This window comes from Salidesulfovibrio brasiliensis JCM 12178 (assembly GCF_001311825.1).
In the GTDB taxonomy this organism is placed as follows: domain Bacteria; phylum Desulfobacterota; class Desulfovibrionia; order Desulfovibrionales; family Desulfovibrionaceae; genus Pseudodesulfovibrio; species Pseudodesulfovibrio brasiliensis.
The window spans coordinates 1-18,766 of sequence record NZ_BBCB01000040.1; the positions used below are offsets into that span (position 1 = coordinate 1).

Sequence of the window (18,766 nt, forward strand, 5' to 3'; positions counted from 1 at the left end):
CCCAGCGCGACGGGCAGGGCGGCTCCGGGGCTGCCCGCATCGTCGCCGCGCGTGAGCATGATGGCGAAGAAAATAAGGACGCAGACCGCGCCCACGTAAATGAGCACCTGCATCATGGCCAGGAAGGGCGCGTTCATGAGCAGATACATCCCGGCCACGCCGAAGAGCGTCATGATCAGGCCGACCATGGCCCGGACGAGGCTCTTGGCGGAGACGGCCATGACGCCGCCCGCGAGGATGATCAGCGCGTACACGCCGAAAAGAACTTTTGCCGCAAGGTCAGCCGTCATCTAGCTATCCTCCTTTGCCCCGGCCTGCTTGCGCATGCGGTCGAGGAGGTCGAGTGTGATGTTGTCCTTGTCGAATTCCGACCAGTAGACGTGCTTGGAATGTCTGAGTGAACGGGCCGGGCAGGTCTCCACGCAGAGGCTGCACAGGCTGCAGAGCGAGTAATCGAGCTTGAAGAGGGTCAGTTCCCGCTTGCCCTTGCCCGGGCTGGGCACCGCCTGCTTGGGCAGCACGGTCAGTCCGTTGCTGTGGTGCGTGTTGGGGTCCTGTTCCTTGTCCTTGTGCTCGATATGCTCGATTTTTTTGGACTTGATGCTGATGCAGCCGGACGGGCAGACCTTCACGCACTTCATGCACATGATGCAGCGCGGGGTCGTGGGGTCGTCGTCCTTGTGCACCAGCTCGATGTGTCCGCGATAGCCTGTGAGCGCGGGTTCGCTCACGGTCTTGCGCGGGTAGTGCACGGTTTCCTGTTTCTGGGTGAAGACGCGGCCGGTGACGCCGAGGCCCACGATCAGGCTCCAGAGTCCCTTGGCGGTCTCGGCCAGCTTGCCGAAGAAGCCTTCCGCCGGTCGAGGCATCTTTTTGATCTGGTGCATCTGTGTGCTCACGCTGCCTCCTAGAGTACCTTGACCACGATGGCGGTGACGAAGAGGTTCGCCAGGGCCAGCGGGATGAACCATTTCCAGCAGATGTTCAGAACCTGATCGAAGCGGACGCGCGGGTATGTCCAGCGGAACCACATCATGATCAGCAGCAGAACGTAGACCTTGAGCAGGAACCACCACGGTCCCGGTGCCACGGGGCCTTTCCAGCCGCCGAGGAAGAGCGCGGTCGCCACGGAGCAGACCACGATCATCTCCGCGTATTCGGCGAGGAAGAAGAGGCCGAAGCCCATGCCCGAGTATTCGGTGTGGAATCCGGCGGTGAGCTCGGACTCCGCCTCGGGCATGTCAAAGGGTGCGCGGTTGGTCTCGGCCACCGCGCAGGTGAAGAAGATGACGAACGCCAGCGGTTGCACGGCCGCGTTCCACTGCCACGGCCAGTTGCCCTGCGCGGCCACCAGCTCGCCCATGTCCAGCGAACCGGTCATGAAGCGATGGCCAGAACGGTCAGCAGCAATGGAATCTCATACGCCACGGACTGCGCCACGGCACGGGCCGCGCCGAGCAGCGACCACTTGTTGTTGGACCCCCACCCGGCGAGGCAGAGCGAGAGCACGCCGAAACCGGAGAAGGCCAGTATGAGCAGCAGGCCCATGTTGAACTTTATGCCGTAGAGTCCGGGGCCGAACTCGATGGGCAGAAAGAGCAGGAAAATGGGCATGAAGGAAAGGATGGGCGCCGTCCAGAAGAGCAGACGGTCGGCGCCGTCCGGGGCCGTGAGCTGCTTTCCTACCAGCTTGAGGGCGTCGCAGACGGGGGTGAGCAGCCCGTGAGGGCCGACCTCGAACGGTCCGGGCCGCCGCTGCAGGTGCCCCGCCACTTTTCGTTCGAGATACACGAGCACCAGCGCATTCAGGGCGATGAAGGCCGCGAAGGCCGCCAGCCCGATGCCGATGCGGAGGGCGGGTTCGGGGATCATGAAAGCTGTGCTCATCGGTCAATCTCCGGGATGACAAGGTCCAGGCTGCCCATGATGGACACGGCGTCCGCCAGCAGGACGCCCTGTGCGCATTCTGGGAACAGGCTCAGGTTCGAGAAGCTCGGGGACCGCAGCTTGATGCGGTAGGGCACCTTGTCGCCGTCGCTGGCCACAAGGATGCCGATGCGTCCGCGGGCGCCTTCCACGCAGCCGTACGCTTCACCCGCCGGAGGCTTGAATCCGGGGCGGGGGGCCTTTTTGATGATGTGCCCGTCGTCGCAACCGGGGAGCATGTCCAGTGCCTGATCCACGATGTTCAGGCTCTGTTCCATCTCGTCCATGCGCACGAGGTAGCGGGCAAAGGCGTCCTGTCCGCCGTAAGCGGGAACCTCGAAGTCGAACTCGGGGTACAGGGAATACGGGTCCGAGCGGCGTACGTCGCAGGCGATGCCCGATCCGCGCAGCACCGGGCCGGTGGCTCCGTAGCGCTTGCACATCTGGTCGTCGATGATGCCGATATCCTCGACGCGCTTGCGCAGGATGAGGTTGTCGGTCACGAGCGCCTTGAACATGGGCAGGCGTTCCCTGAGGATCTTTGCCACCTCCCGCGCTTCGGGGATGAGCTCGTCGGGAAAGTCCGAGCATACGCCGCCGAAGCGGAAAGAGCAGTATGTCAGGCGCGAACCGGTGACCTTCTGGAGAAGGTCCATGATGCGCTCGCGGTCTTCGAATGCGTACATGATGGGGGTGAACGCCCCGAGGTCCAGCAGGTATGCGCCCCACCAGAGCAGGTGCGAGGTGATTCTGTTGAGCTCGGAGGTCAGGATGCGGATGACTTCGGCCCGGCGCGGAACTTCGATTTCGGCCAGCTTTTCCACGGCCTGCACGTAGGCGTGGTTCCATGCCAGCGCGTGCAGGTAGTCCACGCGGCCCATATTGGGCAGATACTGGTGCCACTGCTTCACTTCGCCCATCTTCTCGTGCATCCGGTGGATGTACCCGAGAACCGGGTCCGCGCGCATGACGTATTCCCCGTCCAGTTCAAGGACCACGCGGAGCACGCCGTGTGTGGAGGGGTGCTGGGGGCCCATGTTCAGGATGAGGCGGTCGTCCGCGCCTTCCTCGAAGTTGCGGGAGTAGAAGTCGCCGTCTTCCACCTCGAGGCGTTTGGCCTCGGGGTGCATTTCGTCGCGAATGGTCGGTGCGCAGCGGATTTCCTCGGCCAGTTCGTCGTAGCCGAGGGTCATGCCGCAGTTGCAGAGCAGATGCTCGTCATCGCCTTCGATGATCTTCTGGCAGGGCACGACCTCGAAGAAGGACTTGCGGTTCTTGTCCGTCTTGACGAGCGGAAACTCGTCGGCCATGTCGTCCGGCAGAAGCAGGGGCGCGGGGTTGGGATGGCCGTTGAAGTGGACGGGGTAGAAGTCCATGGCTTCACGTTCATGCCAGTCTGCGCCGGAATAAATCTTGGTTATGGATGGAAAGCAGGGGTCTTCGTGCGGGGCGTGGCTGCGGAGGGTCACGCGGCCTTTGTTGCCCCAGCGGGCGAAGTGGTACTGGGCCTGAAAGCCTTCCGTGAATTCGAGCATGCTGATGTCTTCGAGGAAGTAGTCCTCGTTCAGCATGGTTTTGGCGGCCTCTGTCAGCCGTTCGCGCGCGATATGCACCGTGCAGCCCTGTCCGGTGTGCTCGTCCTCGCGCACGGCGCGGTTTTCATTTTCGTATTGAAAAAGTATTTCGTCGCGCATGGCCTACTCCTTCCCGCCCTGGCCGGAGCCGAGGTCTTCGTATCCTTCCGGAAGGGGCCACCAGCGCCTGCCGCTGATCTTTTCCTGAAGCTGGAAGAGCCCTTCGAGCAATCCTTCGGGGCGCGGCGGGCAGCCGGGAACGTAGACGTCCACCGGAATGAGCTTGTCAACGCCTTCGACGATGCCGTATTGCCCCTTGAAGGAGAACGGGCCGCCGGAGATGGCGCAGTTGCCAAGCGCCATGACCCAGCGTGGTGCAGGCATCTGCTCATAGAGCCGGACCACGGACGGGGCCATCTTCTTGGAGACGGTTCCAGCCACGATCATGAGGTCGGACTGGCGCGGCGAGGGGCGGAACACTTCTGCGCCGAAGCGGGAAATGTCGAACCGGGACATGCCCACGGCCATCATCTCGATGGCGCAGCAGGCCAGCCCGAAGGTCATGGGCCACAGCGACATTGCCCGGCAGAGGTCCACGATCTTCTGGACCGGGGCCGCTGCTATCATGGCCGAATCGACGGTGGTGACGGCTTTGCTCAGCGAATCCTGCGTGGCCATTCGAACACTCCCTTTTTGACGAAATAGAGACAGCCGGCGGCAAGGGCGCCGAGGAAGATGGTGATCTTCACCAGCGGAGCGATGCCTTCCGCCTGGGGCCAGGCGGCAGCGGCGGGGAAGAGGTAGAGCACATCCACGTCGAACGCGAGAAACAGCAGGGCGTAGAAGAAATAGTTAATCCCGAACCGCATCCACGGCGTCCCGTGCGGCCGGATGCCGCATTCGTAGGGGGTGTGCAGCTCGCCTCCCTTGGCTTTCGGAGCCAGAAGCAGGGAGCCGATCATGGGTGCGGCGGCAAAGGTCAGTCCTAGAGCCAGAGCGGCGAGGATCGCGATGTTGAGCCAGGAGAAAACCATTTTTTCCTTTCCTTTTTGCCGTTTCAGAACGTCGAAAAGCTTTCCACGTACTATTGGAGATTGCGCATAGCGGGCACATGGTAAAGGAAAACATGCCTATGTTTTTTATTTCACAAAGTCCTTTTTCATCGCCTGATGAGCCGGGAGAAATTCCGTATTTTGATGTGAATGATTTCACAACTGCATAATCGCATTGCCCTCATAGATATACCATTGATACGCGTCTTGGCGTATTGAGGAAAACTATACCACGCCCGCTTGCGGCGGGTTTCCCGGCATGTGTCATATCCCTAAGGAGAATCAGGTCATGGTCGACAAAGTCTACAGCGTCTGCGGCATGTGTACCGTTCGCTGCCCCATCGAGGTGGAGGTCGAGAACGGCGAAGTGATGTTCATCAAGGGCAACCCCCACGACCCGGGAATGGCCGGTGCGCTCTGTCCGCGCGGCGGTGCCGGGTATGCCCTGACCCTTGACGACGAACGCCCCCAGTTCCCCATGATCCGTCAGGGTGAGCGCGGCGAGGGAAAATGGAAACGCGTGTCCTGGGACGAAGCGCTCGACTACGTGGCCGACCGCCTCAAAGGCATCATGGACAAGTACGGCCCCGAGTCCGTGCTGTGGTCCGACCGCGGCGGCCCCTTCCGCGACCTGCATATGGCGTTCGTGCGCGCCCTCGGCTCCCCGAACTACTGCAACCATGACTCCTCCTGCGCCCGCAACGTGCAGCACGCGGCCAAGTCCGTCATGGGCATGGGCCGAAAGGATGTCTCTTACGACTACAAGAACTGTCGTCATCTGGTGCTGCAGACCCGCAACATCTTCGAGGCCATCAACGTCAAGGAAGTCAACGGCGTTCTGGACATGAAGGACAAGGGCGGCCAGCTGACGGTCATCGACATCCGCGCCAACGTCTCCGCCTCCAAGGCCGACAATTTCATGCTCATCCGTCCGGGCACCGACTACGCCTGAACCTTGCGGTCATCCACGAACTCTTTGCCTCCAATCTTTACAGCAAGGAATTTGCGGGCAAGCACATCAAGGATCTGGACAAGCTCCGGTCCTTTGTCCTTGAATACACCCCGGAATGGGCCGAGGAAGAGACCGGCATCAAGGCATCCAGCATTCGCCATCTGGTGCGGGAACTGGCCGACGCCGCTCCCGCAGTCATCTGGCATCCCGGCTGGATGGTCGCCCGCTACTCCGACTCGTTCTACGTCAGCCGCACCGCGTACCTCATAAACGCGCTGCTCGGTTCCATCGGCGCCAAGGGCGGCCTGCCCATCACCAACAAGCCCGGCGACTTCGGCCGCAAGGGCCTCAAGAAGTTCGTGGACCTCTTCCCGAAGCCGGAAAAGCCCCGCGCGGACGGCTGCGGCTCCACGCTCAAGCACATTGACGGCGGCCCCGGCCTCGTGCACCTCAACTACGACGTCATGGTTTCCGGCGAGCCGTATCCCATCAAGGCGTACATCGTGCACCGCCACGACCCCCTGATGGCCCTGCCCGATCCCGAGGCCATCAAGAAGAAGTGGGAGAATCTCGACCTGCTCGTGTCCACCACATTCAGCTGGTCCGACACCGCATGGCACGCCGACGTGGTGCTGCCCATGTCGCCGTACCTTGAGCGCGACTCCATCCTTGCCTGCAAGAACGGCCTGAAGTCGTACCTTTTCTATCGCGACCGCGCCATGCAGCCCCGTTTCGAGACCCGGTCCGACTGGGAAATCATCTGCGGGCTGGCCGAGCGCCTCGGCATCGAGGAACTCTCCGGCAAGACGCTGGCCGACCTGCACGACTACCAGCTCACGGATACCGGCGTAACGCGTGAGGACTTCAAGGCCACCGGCGAGGTCTGGCTGACGGACGAGCCCAAATACCGCACCATCGACGAACTCAAGTTCAAGACCCCGTCCGAGAAAATCGAGGTCATCAATGACAAGTGGGAAGACATGGGGCTGCCGAGCCTGAAGCCCTATGAGTCCCCCGAACGTCCGCCCGAAGGTCGTTTCCGCATCACCTTCGGCCGCTGTGCGCTGCACACGCAGGGACACACCGTCAACAACCCGCTCCTGAACGAGCAGATGTCCGAGAACAAGCTCTGGATTCACACTTCCAAGGCAAAGGAACTGGGCATCAAGGACGGTGACTACGTCAGGGTCGGTACCAATGGCGACGGCGGCAACATCCGCGCCTTCGTGACCGACTTCGTGCATCCCGAATGCGTGTTCATGGTTCATGGTTTCGGCCACAAGCTCCCGGTTGAATCCCGTGCCTACGGCAAGGGCGTGGCAGACCACGAGCTGATGAAGGGTGGCCTCGACAAGATGGACAAGGCCGGCGGCGGTCTGGCTTTGCAGGAGCACTTCGTGAACGTATCCAAAATCTAGCCCCCCTTTAGTGATATGCCGAAAGGGCCGGGCAGCCATGTGCTGCCCGGCCCTTTCCCTTTTCCGGGAGAGTGTGGCCGCAGTGGGGGGAACCTGTTGCGATGGAAGACGGGATGCAGTATGGCTCATAGAGGAATACAAGTGCATGCCGGGCCTCAGGCGCATGATAATGTCCGGCATGCCTCAACAGTGGGAGAGGGAACCATGACACAGTATTACGGAAAGCGGCTGATGCAGGCCGGTCTTTCGGGTTGTCTGACCATGCTGGTTCTTCTGGCGATGGCGGCTCCCGGCAGTGCGGGCGATGCTGCCGTGAAGGTGCAGACGCGCCCCGGACTCGCGGAGCAGCTGAAAGAGGGGAATCAGCAGCAGGTTGTGCAGAAGGACGGCTGGCGGCTGGAAACCGAAGTTCTGCAGCCCGGTACGCGCAGTCAGGGCTATCACGGCGAGCTGTATCACGATGGCAAGCCCGTGGAGGGTACCATGGGGCAGACCATGGAAACGCCACTCGGGACCGTGAAGTACAGCGGCTCCATGATGGAAAGGAAGCATCTCTGGTCGCATAGCGGGTGGAAGCTTACCAAACCGGCTGCGGGTGTGGAGACCTCCTGTCCCGGTCCGGACATGATGGTCCCGAGCAGAATGCACAACGGCGACGGCCCTCCGGGCGCGACGCTGAAATAGCCCTGCGGGCAACCCTCTTACAGGGAAGGAGAATCGAGTATGAGGAAATTCATTCTGGCTGTCATGCTCATGGTGGGCGCGATGGTTCTTTGTGGCGCGGCCCCGTCTCAGGCGGTGATGGGCCCCGGCGAGTGCATCCGCGACTGTGATGGAGACAAGGAGTGCATCCGCGAATGTCGCAAGATGTTCATGGACGAGGATGAGGTCAAGGAGACCTACAAGAAGGAATTCCGGGAGTGCTTCGACGGCTGCTACGAGCTGCGTGGCAAGGAAAAGGAAGAATGTCTGGAAAAGTGCCGCGACGACTACAAGGTCGGGCGTGAGCTGCCTGACAAATAATCCGATTGGTGTTCAAGAAACAAAACGGCCCGTCATCGTTCGATGACGGGCCGTTTTGTTTCGGGTGGTTATTTCCCGGGCGGCAGTGCGGCCATGGAGCCGCGTCCTTCCTTGACCCGGAAGAAGCCCATGATCTGAAGCAGTTGCTCTGCCTGTGCGTTCATCTGCTGTGAGGTGGAGGCCAGTTCTTCGGAGGCGGCGGCGTTCTTCTGGACAACACCGTCCAGCTCGCGGATGGCCTGTCCGATCTCGCGCACGCCCGCGCCCTGTTCCTCGGATGCTGCCACAATGGACTTGACCAGTTCGGCGGTGCGCTGAATGTCCGGCACCATGTTGCGGAGCACTTCGCCCGCTTCGTCGGCCTTGCCGAGCGTCGCGGTTGAGAGTTCGCCGATCTCGGCTGCCGCCTGACCGCTTCGCTCGGCCAGCTTGCGGACTTCTGCCGCGACAACGGCGAATCCCTTGCCTGCCTCGCCGGCGCGTGCCGCCTCGATGGCCGCATTGAGCGCCAGCAGGTTGGTCTGCCGCGCGATTTCTTCAATAATGGAAATCTTCTGGGCGATGTCCTTCATGGCTTCCACGGCTTCAAGCATGGAATCCCCGCCCTGTTCCGCGTCGCGGGCGGATTTAACCGCGATGGTTTCTGTCTCGCGGGCGTTTTCGGAATTGCGCTCGATATTGCCGAGCATCTGTTCAACGGCTGCGGAGACCTGCTCCACGGACGCTGCCTGACTGTTGGCCCCGTGGGAGAGGTCTGACGCGGACTGGCTGACCTCGCGGCTGCCTTCGCCCACGTTGGTTGCCGCAGACATGACCTGACCGACAATGTTGTCCAGATTCTCAGTCATGTCCTTGAGGGTGGCGTTCACCAGCCCGGGAAGGTCACGGTACTGGATGTTGTACGTTCGGGTCAGATCTCCGTCGGCTACCATCTCTGCGGCTTCCACGGAGACTTCGAGGGGCTTGACGATGCTGCGGTTTATCATCAGGCAGAGGGGCAGGATGATGATGGCAAAGAACCCAAAAACACCAGCTCCAATGCCCCAGATATACGATCTTGTGACCGTGTCGATTCTTTCTGTCAGCGCTACGCGTTGCTCGGCCACATTGTCGAGGTAGACACCGGTTCCGATCCAGATGTCGGTTCCGGGGATCATTTCGGCGTAGGAGAGCTTGGGCTGATCGCCCTTGCCGGGCTTGGGCCAGATGTATTTGACGAAGCCGCCCCCGTCATGAGCCTTCTTGTTCAGTTCGGTGACGAGCTTGACGCCGTCCTTGTCAGCAAGCTGGCCGAGGTCCTTGCCCACCAGTTTTTCATTGGTGGGAACGGTGATGACCGTCGTGCCCTTGTATACAAAGAAGTATCCGGACTTGTCCTCTTCAAAGCGAATGGGATTCACCAGCTTGCGGATCAGGTCTCCCTGCTGCTCTTCGGGAACTCCCTGGAGCGCCTGGCCCATTGTCACGGCCATGGCGTGGGTCGCCACTTCGAGCTTACGCTCTTCCCCGGTATTCATGGAGTCCACCGAGCTTTCTATGCCGATGTCTTCCACGGAACGGATGCCATTGAAGAACACGGCGACACAGAGTGCGGAGAATAGCGCCATGAAACCCGTCAAGGCCAGCATTCGGGCATTGATGGATATTTTGCGAAGCATGAATGACTCCTTTGCATGAAAAAAGGGAGATTATCTACTATTTAGCATGCAGGAACAGAACCGGAAAGTAAACATGGTTATAATCTGGTGGAGCGCAAACAGGTTGATAGCGCGATACAGAAGAGAAAAAGGCGACCCGGAGGCCGCCTTCGAGAAAACAGGGATGGTTCGGTTTAGTGCTCGACCACTTTGCTCAGGAAGTCCCGCAGGCGGGGGTGGCGAGGGTTGGAGAAGAAGGTTTCTGGTTCGGCCTCTTCCTGAATGCGGCCTTCGTCGATAAAGATGACGCGGTCGGCCACGTCCTTGGCAAAGCCCATTTCGTGGGTCACGACGACCATGGTCATGCCCTCGCGGGCAAGGCGTTTCATGACTTCCAGCACTTCGCCGACCAGTTCGGGATCGAGGGCGGAGGTCGGTTCGTCGAAGAGGATGACCTTGGGCCTGAGCGCCAGCGAGCGGGCGATGGCCACGCGCTGCTTCTGGCCGCCGGAGAGCTGTTCCGGGTAGTTGTGGGCCTTTTCTTCGAGCCCGACCTTGCCCAGCAGGTCCAGCCCGAGCTTGTTGGCCTCGTTGCGGGACATGCCGCGGACCTTGATGGGACCGAGGGTCACGTTTTCCAGCACGGACATGTGCGGAAAGAGGTTGAACTGCTGGAAGACCATGGTGGCTTCGGTGCGGACGTGGTTGATGTCCGTCCTGTGGTCCATGATGTCGTAGCCGTCCACGATGATGGTGCCGCTGGTGGGTTCCTCCAGCTTGTTGATGCAGCGCAGTACCGTGGACTTACCCGAGCCGGAAGGACCGAGGATGACCACCACCTCTCCCTGTTTCACATGCAGGTCAACGCCCTTGAGGACCTCGAAATCGCCGAAGCTTTTGTGAAGATTCTTAATCTGGATCATTTGCGGACTCCTAGCGCTGGCTCTTCAGGTGCAGGCGTTTTTCGAGCATGCCCAGAGCCTTGGCAATGGACATGGTCATGCAGAGATACATAATGCCGACGGTGAGGTAGACCTCGAAGGCGCGGAAGTTCACGGCCACGATCTCGTCGCCGGTGCGCAGCAGCTCGCCCACGCCGATGATCATGAGCAGGGAGGTGTCCTTGAGGCTGATGATGAACTGGTTTCCCAGCGGCGGGATCATGCGTTTGAAGGCCTGCGGCCAGATGATGTAGCGCATGGTCTGGCCGCGGGTCAGGCCGATGGTTCGGCCCGCTTCCATCTGGCCCACGTTGATGGACTGCACCGCACCGCGCACGATTTCGGCGATGTACGCGCCGGAGTTGACTGCGATGATGACGATACCTGCCACCACCGCGGGGATGCGGATGCCGATGGCCATGGGCAACCCGAAATACAGGAACATCGCCTGAACCAGCATGGGCGTACCACGTATCGTCTCGACGTAAACGCCCGCTATCCTGCGAACGAACATGTTTCGTGACAGCTTCATCAAGCCCGCGATTGCACCGAGCAGAAATCCGAAAAAGAGTCCGCCCACGGTGATGATAATGGTCATCTTCGCCCCAACGAGCAGCGTGGGGATGGAATCGATCATGACGGAAGGTTCAAAATCAAAGGCCATGGCATATATCCCGTGTTTTGGAAAAAAGCGGGGAGCTGACGCCTCCCCGTAATCAAACTATCAACAGTTGCAGGTGGTTATTCAGGCGCGACACCGAACCACTTTTCGTAGATCTTGGCGTAGGTGCCGTTTTCGCGCAGGGACTTGAGGGCGGCGTTGACCTTTTCAACGAGGTCGGAGCCCTTGGGGAAGCCGATGCCGTAAGGCTGGCCCTGATACAGCTCGCCAGTAACCTTGACCTTGCCCTGGCCGCGCTTGCCGATGAAGTTCTCGACAACGGGCTTGTCGAACATGACAGCGTCAACGCCGCCGGTCATGAGTTCCATGAACATGGCGTTGTCGTTGGGGAAGAGCTTCAGGTTCTCGGGCTTGGCGTTTTCCTTGAGGTACTTCTCGGAAGTGGTGCCCTGCTTGGTGGCAACGACCTTTCCGTCAAGGTCCTTGATGCCCTTGATGTCGGAATCCATGGGCACGGCGATCAGCAGGCCGGAGTTGTAGTAACCGTCGGAGAAGTCGATGGTCTGCTTGCGTTCTTCGGTGATGGACATGCCGGCGATGCCAGCGTCAAGCTGACCGGCCTGAAGGCCCGGAACGATGCCCTTGAAGGCCATGGGCTGCAGGTCGTATTCCACGCCGATTTCCTTGGCGATGGCGTCCCACAGCTCCACATCGAAGCCGGTGTGCTTGCCGGTGTCGGGGTCCTTGAACTCGAACGGGGGGAAGTTGGTGTCGGTAGCGATTACGAGGTTGCCCGCAAAGGCGGGGGCACAGATGGCCACGGTCACGGCGATGGCGCACAGAATGCTCAGAATGCGTTTCATGATACCCTCTCTCTAGCTTGTCGGTTATCGACGGGCGCACCCGTCAGCCTCCCCGCCCCGTGGCGGGCTTCAATGCGAAATCGACAATTATGTCCATTAACAGAAGCACGCCATGATGCACCAGAACGCCGGAAATTTCAAGCATGTTGCGCTCTGCGCAGGAAGGCGGCGGAAAAAGGGCGTGTTTTCGCTATGATTGGCTGTCTGTCTGCGTTTTGGATAGCAGCCCACGCACCTGCTCCAGCATGCGTTCGGCCTGAACGTCCATGCCCGGCACGTCCTCGGCGCGGTAGACTTCAAGCGCGTCCGCGTAGGCGGTCTCGGCTTCGCGGAGCAGGGTGCTGTCGCCGAGGGCCTGCCCCAGCGTCAGGGTGATGCCTGCCTGCGCCTGCCGGGCCTGCGCCCAGTTGAGGGGCAGTTCGTCGCGTTTCCAGATGTCGAGACAGTTGAAGAGGGCGAGGTCGGCCTCGCGGAGCAGCTCCGGGTCCACTGAGCCGCTCTGTTGCGACATGAGCAGGGCGTCTGCGAGGCTGTAGTTGAGCGAAGCCCACCAGTCCTCCTGTACGTCGCGGGTGACGACCGCGAGCATCTCCCGGAGCGTCTGCGCGGTTTCAAGGTAGGCTTCGGGCGTATCGAGCACCACTGCCCGGCGGCCAAGGGCCATGGCCGCGTTGCTCATGAGCCGGGACCACGCGTCGCGGTCCTCGTCGAGCGTGTAGAATTCCATGGCGCTGCGGTAGGCCTGCGCGGACTTTTCCAGCGCAGCAGCGTCATCCCCGGTGTGGCCCTTGCCATAGAGGATGTTGCCCATGTTCACCCACGCGTCGGCCCAGCGGGCGGGGTTCTTCTTGCGGTTGTAGACGGAAAGGGCGCGGCGGCAGGCGTTCTCCGCTTCGGAAAAGAGGTGGCGTTCGCCCTTTTCGGCCAACTGGCGCAGGCGCACGGCCAGATTGTTCTGGATGTCGGCCCAGCGCAGCGGATCGCGCGAGCGCTTCACCTGCTTGAGGGCCTTGCGGTATTCCTGAACCATTTCCGTGAGTTCTTCTGTGCTTTCCATGTCTCGTAACTCTCTGATTGTCTTTAAAAAGAAAGTGGTGTGCGCGATGCTACTTGAATCGTCTGGTTGTGCTGACAAGCATTGCGGAGATGATCCCGATGATGAGCAGGGCGGCGACGGCTCCGGTTATTTCCCAGTATCCGAAATCCGTTTCGCGCCGTTCGGGAATCCAGCGCTGGATGATGGCGGCTTTTTCCTCCGGCGGGATTTTGCGCATGCCGACATTGATGAGGGATATGATGTCGTTTCGTCCCCGCTTGGTCGCGGCGTGGAGCTCTCGTTCGTAGGCCAGGCCTATGGGCGCGAAACGCTCGTCCAGACCGGCATTGCGGAGTTTCCAGTGGGCGAGGGCGGTGTCCATGATGAAAAACATGGTGGAGCCGGTTCTTAGGCTTTCGATGAGCTCGTCGCCGTTGTTGAAGTACTTGATGTTTTTCGTGCGGTGGTTGTCCCGCAGATACTGTGCGGCAAAGTCTCCTCTGATGACGGCTATCGGTTCGCGCTCTTCGGTTTCAGGCGAATCAATGTCCATGTCCACTCCCGCGAAGTAGCTGGCGGAGTATCGCATGAAGGCGCCAGCATAGTCGAGCTTCATGGCCCGCTCGGGCGTGAAGAAGAGTGCGCCGATCACGTCTGCCGCGCCGCTGTCGAGCAGCTTGAAGGTGTCTTTCCATTCAACGAGGTGAAAACTGACGGGAATCCCGGTGGCGCTGGACCATTCTTTCCAAAGGTCGATGACAAGCCCTTGGGGGCGACCGTCCTCGCCGATGAAGGAGAGCGGGGGCATGGCTTTGGCGTGGGTAACGACGAGCGCCTGTTGCTCGACGTCCGCCTGAGCTTGCGCAGCAGGGCAGAGTATGACGAGGGTTAGTATCAGGGTCAGGGCGCGTCGCATCAACGGGTAAATATCAGGCTTTGCCAGAGGCAACAATAATGATAATTGGATTGTGGCGGTTTTTTCGTAAACCGTGCTATGAGAGGGTCACGTCGCAATGAGGTGGAATATGGGGCATGAGTTGCCGGTAATGGAATGGGATCGCGGGTTTGTGGATGCGCTGTTCGTCTCTGTTTTCGAGATGGACGCCGAAGGTGTGCTCACGTACGCGAACACTGCGGGAAAGGACCTGCTCCTGCTGACGGACGAAGCCATTGCCAAGCGTCCTTTTGCCCGCCTGTTCGTGCATGAGGAGGACAGGGAGCGCTGGGCCGCCTCGTGGGGACAGGTCCGCAAGGACGCCCCCTTGCGCCGGAACGAGTATCGGCTTGTCCGCACGGACGGCGCCGTGGTTCATGTTGTCGGCAGCTCGACCAGATATCTCACCCCCGATGGCGCGGAGGTCTACCGCGGCGTTTTTCTCGACATTACCCGACACATGGAAGTCGAAGAGAGCCTGCGGCGCAGCGACGAACGCTACGCGCTGGTTGTCCGCGGTGCCAACGACGGCATCTGGGACTGGGACGTAAAACGCGACCAGGTCTATTTTTCCCCGCGCTACAAGGAGATGCTCGGCCATACCGATGAAGACTTCGGCAACCATGCCGACGAGTGGCGCGACCGTATTCACCCCGATGACGTGGAGCGGGTGCTCGCTGCCAACGCGGCCTGCATCAAGGGCGAAGTGGAGCAGTTCGAGGTGGAGTTCCGCATGCGCCACCGGGACGGCTCATGGAAGTGGATTCTCGGGCGCGGCGCAGGCGTTGCCGATGAAAACGGAAAGGTCGTCCGCATTGGCGGAACGCATACGGACATCAGCACCCGCAAGATGGCGGAAGAGGCGATAAAGGTCAGCGAGGAGCTGCACAGTGCGCTCTCGCGGGCCACGTTCGAGGCGGTGTTCATCCTTGAAGGCGGATTTTGCGTGGCGGCCAACGACTCGGCCGTGCGACTGTTCGGGTACTCCTCGTCGGAGCTGGCCGGGCTGGGGCCGACGGTGCTGTTCATTGAAGAGGATGTTCCCCGCGTACGGGACATGATGATCAGCAATGGCGGCGAGGCGCTGGAAGCCAAGGGGCTTCGTAAGGACGGCACCCGTTTTTCTGCGGAAATTCGCTGGCGTATTCTTCAGTTCCGGGGCCGGAGGACACGCGTGCTCACCGTGCGTGACATCTCCCGCCGTAAAGAGGCCGAGGAGCACTACCGCAACATTTTCGAGAACGCCATGGAAGGCATCTACCAGAGCCTTCCCAACGGGCAGTTCAGAACCGTGAACTCGTCCTTTTCCTCCATGCTGGGTTACGACTCGCCCGAAGAGATGCTCGCCCTGGTGACGGACATCGCATCAGGGTTTTACGTGAACCCGGAAATGCGACAGGCGCTGCTTGACAAGCTGGAGAGAGAGGGGGCGGTTCACGCCTACGAGGTGCAGGTCTGCCGCAAGGACGGCAAGCCCATGTGGATTTCGGAGTCGGTTCGGCGGGTTACCGATGATGCCGGGGCGTTTCTCTACTACGAAGGGTTTGTTCAGGACATCAGCAAACGCAAGGAAAACGAACAGATTTCGGCCGCGCTCTACAGGATATCCCGGGCCGTGTCCGTTACCGCCGACCTGCAGGAGCTCTACAGCACCATTCACGATGTATTGCGCGAGGCCCTCTCAGCCAGAAACTTTTTCATCGCCCGTTTGCACGAGGAAGAAGACCGTCTGAGTTTTTCATACTTTCAGGACGAACACGACCATCCGTATGATCTTTACGGATTCAGCGACCCTGACACTCGCGGCCTGACCATCGACGTGATCCGCAGCGGCAGGACCATATTTTTACATCGCGATGAGATGGTCCGGCGCAGGGAAAGCGGCGAGATGGTCATCCGTGGAGCCATGCCCGCAAGCTGGATCGGGGTGCCGCTCAAGGTGCGCGGGAAGGTCATCGGGGCCATGGTGGTGCAGGATTACAGCAATCCCAATCAGTATACCGATGCGGACGTTCTGTTTCTCGAGTCGGTTTCCGAGCAGGTGGCGCTGGCCATTGAGCGCAAGAGCAACGAGCAGCGCATCATACGGCTCAACGAGACGCTGGAATCCAAGGTGGAGCAGCGTACGCTGGAGCTGCAGCGCCGGACCGCCGAGCTGGAGGCCGCCAACCGTCGGCTGCAGGAGCTTGACAAGCTCAAGTCCTCGCTCATCTCATCCATCTCCCATGAGTTGCGCACCCCGCTGACATCCATTCGGGGCTTTGCCAAGCTGGTCTACAGGGACCTCTCGCGAAAGATACGGGACACGCTGAACGACGAAGACGCGGCCCGCATCGCCCAGCGCATGGGCGAAAATCTGCACATCATCGAGAGCGAGGGCGAACGCCTGACGCGGCTCATCAACGACTTTCTGGATCTCAGCCGCATCGAGGCGGGAAAGACCGTCTGGAATCGGAGCCGGTTCGATCCGGCCCCCGTAGTGCGTCAGGCCGGGGAGTCCGCTTTCGGGCACATGATCGATTCTGAAGTGTCGCTGCGAATAGAGGTTCCCGAGGCGCTGCCAGTCGTAGATATGGACGAGGACCGTCTCAGGCAGGTGCTTTCGAACCTGCTGAACAACGCCACCAAGTTTACCGAACGGGGGAGCATTGAGATTTCGGCATTCGCCCTGAACGGAAGCGTACAGATAGCGGTGAGCGACACCGGATGCGGCATTGCGCCGGAGACCCTTCCCCACGTGTTTGACAGGTTCCACAAGGGAACCAACGGGGATACGGTGGCCGACCGGGAGGGCACCGGCCTCGGGCTGGCCATCTGCCGCGAGATCGTGGAATCCTTCGGCGGGGCCATCACGGTAGAGTCGCAGGTGGGACAGGGGAGCGTGTTCACGGTCTCCCTGCCGCAGGCGTCAGCTAGGACTTCTGCTCCACCCACTTGCCAACGCCGTCGAGGAGCACGAAACTCTCCGTGGAGGTTATGCCGCCCACTTCCGAAAGGTCATCGATGAGGAAGCGGCGCAGGTCGTCGCGGGAGGCCACGAAAACCTCGACCATGAGGTCGAAGCGGCCCGAGACGTTCACCACGGACTGCACGCCCTGCAGGTCTCCGATGCGGCGCATGATCTCCTTGTTGGCCGGGTTGGCGAGGTTGATGCCCACCAGCGCAAGCAGCGAGTCGCCGAAATACAGGGGATTGACCGATGCGGAGATGCGCAGATAGCCGCTCTTGACCATTCGCTCGGTGCGCAGTCGAACGGTGCCGTCCGAAACGCCCAGACGTTTCGCGATGTTCTTGTAGGATTCCCTGCCGTTCTTTTCGAGCTCCGATATGATCGCCTTGTCGGTGTCATCGAGCACAAGCGGTTTGCTTTTCAAAACGTTCACTCTCCATTTTTTGCGTTTCTCGGATTAATTCAGATACTTAGTTTCTATAGTCGGCTTAGGTGTTTCCAGTCAACAGGAATGATTGAACATGATGCTTGATTCGTTTCTGAGAATTTTCTACACACTGAACTGTCTTGTCCGCAATTATATGATTGCTTTTTTCGAATAATACAGCACAGAGCAGGAGGCAGCCATGCAACATCCGTTGCTCAAAGATATTTCGAGCCAACTGGACGAACTGAAAACGCAGGGGCTTTTCAAAGAGGAAAGGGTCATCACCTCGCCCCAGCAGGCGGCCATCCGCGTCGGCGAAGGGCAGGAGGTGCTGAACTTCTGCGCCAACAACTATCTTGGGCTTTCCAACCACCCCGAATTGGTGAAAACAGCCAAGGCCGCGCTGGACGAATACGGTTTCGGCCTTTCTTCGGTGCGGTTCATCTGCGGCACCCAGAACATCCACAAGCAGCTTGAGGACAGGCTTACCGATTTCCTCGGCACCGAGGATACCATCCTCTACTCTTCCTGTTTTGACGCCAACGGCGGGCTGTTCGAAGCCATCCTCGGCCCCGAGGACGCCATCATCAGCGACCAGCTCAATCACGCCTCCATCATCGACGGCGTGCGCCTGTGCAAGGCCAAGCGGTTCCGGTACGCCAACAACGACATGGAGGAGCTGGAGCAGTGCCTCAAGGACGCCGCAGACTGTCGGTACAAGCTGATCGTGACGGACGGGGTCTTTTCCATGGACGGCATCACCGCGGACCTGAAGGCCATCTGCGACCTTGCAGACAAGTATGGCGCGCTGACCATGGTGGACGACTCCCACGCCGTGGGATTTGTGGGCGAAAACGGGCGCGGCACGCATGAATTGTGCGGCGTCATGGGCCGGGTGGACATCATCACCGGCACGCTGGGCAAGGCACTCGGCGGAGCGTCCGGCGGGTACACCTCCGGACGCAAGGAGATTGTGGACTGGCTGCGCCAGCGCTCCCGCCCCTACCTCTTTTCCAACACGCTGGCCCCGGTCATCGCAGCCACCTCCGTAGCCGTGCTGGAGATGCTCTCCGAGACCTCGGAGCTGCGCGACCGCCTGCGGGAGAACAGCGCACGCTTCCGGTCCCGCATGACCGAGGCCGGATTCGACCTCGTCCCCGGGGACCACGCCATTATCCCGGTCATGCTGGGCGATGCGTCGCTGGCCCAGAAGTTTGCGGCGCGGATGCTCGAAGAGGGTATCTATGTCATCGGGTTCAGTTTCCCGGTAGTGCCTCGCGGACAGGCGCGCATCCGCACCCAGATGTCCGCCGGACACACGCTCGAACAGGTGGATCGCTGCGTGGAAGCGTTCATCAAGGTCGGCCGTGAACTCAATGTTATCAAGTAGCGAAACAAGGACAGACTGTAC

The 18,766-nt window shown here is 60.4% G+C and carries 16 protein-coding genes and 3 pseudogenes; 5 read left to right on the forward strand and 14 right to left on the reverse strand.

The annotated features are described in order from the left end of the window. From JCM12178_RS10590 to JCM12178_RS10615, 7 genes and pseudogenes are all read right to left on the reverse strand, one after another. Positions 1 to 290: NADH-quinone oxidoreductase subunit J family protein (locus JCM12178_RS10590; RefSeq protein WP_172677115.1), on the reverse strand; the 290-nt coding region annotated here is incomplete at its 3' end. Further along, on the reverse strand, positions 291 to 899 hold the full coding sequence (locus JCM12178_RS10595; RefSeq protein WP_172677116.1) for a 4Fe-4S dicluster domain-containing protein: 609 nt from the start codon (positions 897 to 899) through the stop codon (positions 291 to 293). 8 nt (positions 900 to 907) lie between these two features. Then, a pseudogene (nuoH, locus tag JCM12178_RS10600) lies at positions 908 to 1,887 on the reverse strand (NADH-quinone oxidoreductase subunit NuoH). Beyond that, positions 1,884 to 3,056 carry an NADH-quinone oxidoreductase subunit D gene (locus JCM12178_RS19715; RefSeq protein ID WP_054651248.1) on the reverse strand — a complete coding sequence of 391 codons (1,173 nt, stop codon included), beginning with the start codon at positions 3,054 to 3,056 and terminating at the stop codon, positions 1,884 to 1,886. The pseudogene nuoH and the gene JCM12178_RS19715 overlap by 4 nt, the downstream one beginning before the upstream one ends. 162 nt (positions 3,057 to 3,218) lie before the next feature. Next, a pseudogene (locus JCM12178_RS20505) lies at positions 3,219 to 3,620 on the reverse strand (NADH-quinone oxidoreductase subunit C); the annotation flags it as partial. A gap of 3 nt (positions 3,621 to 3,623) precedes the next feature. Continuing rightward, positions 3,624 to 4,178, reverse strand: a complete 555-nt coding sequence (locus JCM12178_RS10610; protein WP_054651214.1) for an NADH-quinone oxidoreductase subunit B — start codon at positions 4,176 to 4,178, stop codon at positions 3,624 to 3,626. Continuing rightward, a complete protein-coding gene (locus tag JCM12178_RS10615) occupies positions 4,157 to 4,534 on the reverse strand; it encodes an NADH-quinone oxidoreductase subunit A (RefSeq protein ID WP_054651216.1) in 378 nt (125 codons plus the stop codon). The genes JCM12178_RS10610 and JCM12178_RS10615 overlap by 22 nt, the downstream gene beginning before the upstream one ends. Before the next feature lie 307 nt (positions 4,535 to 4,841). Here JCM12178_RS10615 and JCM12178_RS10620 point away from each other — a divergent pair. The 3 genes and pseudogenes from JCM12178_RS10620 to JCM12178_RS10630 all read left to right on the forward strand — a co-directional run bounded on the left by JCM12178_RS10620 (position 4,842) and on the right by JCM12178_RS10630 (position 7,945). Continuing rightward, positions 4,842 to 6,922: pseudogene (locus JCM12178_RS10620) on the forward strand (molybdopterin-dependent oxidoreductase). A 204-nt stretch (positions 6,923 to 7,126) separates the two neighbouring features. Beyond that, on the forward strand, positions 7,127 to 7,606 hold the full coding sequence (locus tag JCM12178_RS10625; RefSeq protein ID WP_157054871.1) for a hypothetical protein: 480 nt from the start codon (positions 7,127 to 7,129) through the stop codon (positions 7,604 to 7,606). A 39-nt stretch (positions 7,607 to 7,645) separates the two neighbouring features. Then, entirely contained in the window at positions 7,646 to 7,945 is a 300-nt protein-coding gene (locus tag JCM12178_RS10630; protein ID WP_054651220.1) for a hypothetical protein, read from the forward strand. A 68-nt stretch (positions 7,946 to 8,013) separates the two neighbouring features. Here the strand turns inward: JCM12178_RS10630 and JCM12178_RS10635 are convergent, their stop codons facing one another. The 6 genes from JCM12178_RS10635 to JCM12178_RS10660 all read right to left on the reverse strand — a co-directional run bounded on the left by JCM12178_RS10635 (position 8,014) and on the right by JCM12178_RS10660 (position 13,960). Beyond that, positions 8,014 to 9,603 (reverse strand): methyl-accepting chemotaxis protein, encoded by a 1,590-nt coding sequence (locus JCM12178_RS10635; RefSeq protein ID WP_054651222.1) that lies wholly within the window; start codon positions 9,601 to 9,603, stop codon positions 8,014 to 8,016. Positions 9,604 to 9,776: 173 nt separating this feature from the next. Continuing rightward, positions 9,777 to 10,505 (reverse strand): amino acid ABC transporter ATP-binding protein, encoded by a 729-nt coding sequence (locus JCM12178_RS10640; RefSeq protein ID WP_054651224.1) that lies wholly within the window; start codon positions 10,503 to 10,505, stop codon positions 9,777 to 9,779. A gap of 10 nt (positions 10,506 to 10,515) precedes the next feature. Next, positions 10,516 to 11,187, reverse strand: a complete 672-nt coding sequence (locus JCM12178_RS10645) for an amino acid ABC transporter permease (protein WP_054651226.1) — start codon at positions 11,185 to 11,187, stop codon at positions 10,516 to 10,518. Between the two features lie 77 nt (positions 11,188 to 11,264). Continuing rightward, complete coding sequence (gene glnH, locus JCM12178_RS10650; RefSeq protein WP_054651228.1) at positions 11,265 to 12,008, reverse strand: glutamine ABC transporter substrate-binding protein GlnH; 744 nt, start codon at positions 12,006 to 12,008, stop codon at positions 11,265 to 11,267. 190 nt (positions 12,009 to 12,198) lie between these two features. Further along, entirely contained in the window at positions 12,199 to 13,065 is an 867-nt protein-coding gene (locus JCM12178_RS10655) for a hypothetical protein (protein WP_054651230.1), read from the reverse strand. 49 nt (positions 13,066 to 13,114) lie between these two features. After that, positions 13,115 to 13,960 (reverse strand): transporter substrate-binding domain-containing protein, encoded by an 846-nt coding sequence (locus JCM12178_RS10660; protein ID WP_083465867.1) that lies wholly within the window; start codon positions 13,958 to 13,960, stop codon positions 13,115 to 13,117. A gap of 130 nt (positions 13,961 to 14,090) precedes the next feature. Here JCM12178_RS10660 and JCM12178_RS10665 point away from each other — a divergent pair, with 130 nt between their 5' ends. Further along, the gene (locus tag JCM12178_RS10665) at positions 14,091 to 16,985 is read left to right on the forward strand and encodes a sensor histidine kinase (protein ID WP_054651234.1); all 2,895 of its coding nucleotides are present in this window, start codon (positions 14,091 to 14,093) and stop codon (positions 16,983 to 16,985) included. Here the strand turns inward: JCM12178_RS10665 and JCM12178_RS10670 are convergent. Next, on the reverse strand, positions 16,891 to 17,361 hold the full coding sequence (locus tag JCM12178_RS10670) for an Lrp/AsnC family transcriptional regulator (protein WP_245628722.1): 471 nt from the start codon (positions 17,359 to 17,361) through the stop codon (positions 16,891 to 16,893). The genes JCM12178_RS10665 and JCM12178_RS10670 overlap by 95 nt on opposite strands. 193 nt (positions 17,362 to 17,554) lie before the next feature. Here JCM12178_RS10670 and JCM12178_RS10675 point away from each other — a divergent pair, with 193 nt between their 5' ends. Further along, positions 17,555 to 18,745 (forward strand): glycine C-acetyltransferase, encoded by a 1,191-nt coding sequence (locus tag JCM12178_RS10675; RefSeq protein ID WP_054651238.1) that lies wholly within the window; start codon positions 17,555 to 17,557, stop codon positions 18,743 to 18,745. Positions 18,746 to 18,766 lie beyond the last annotated feature (21 nt).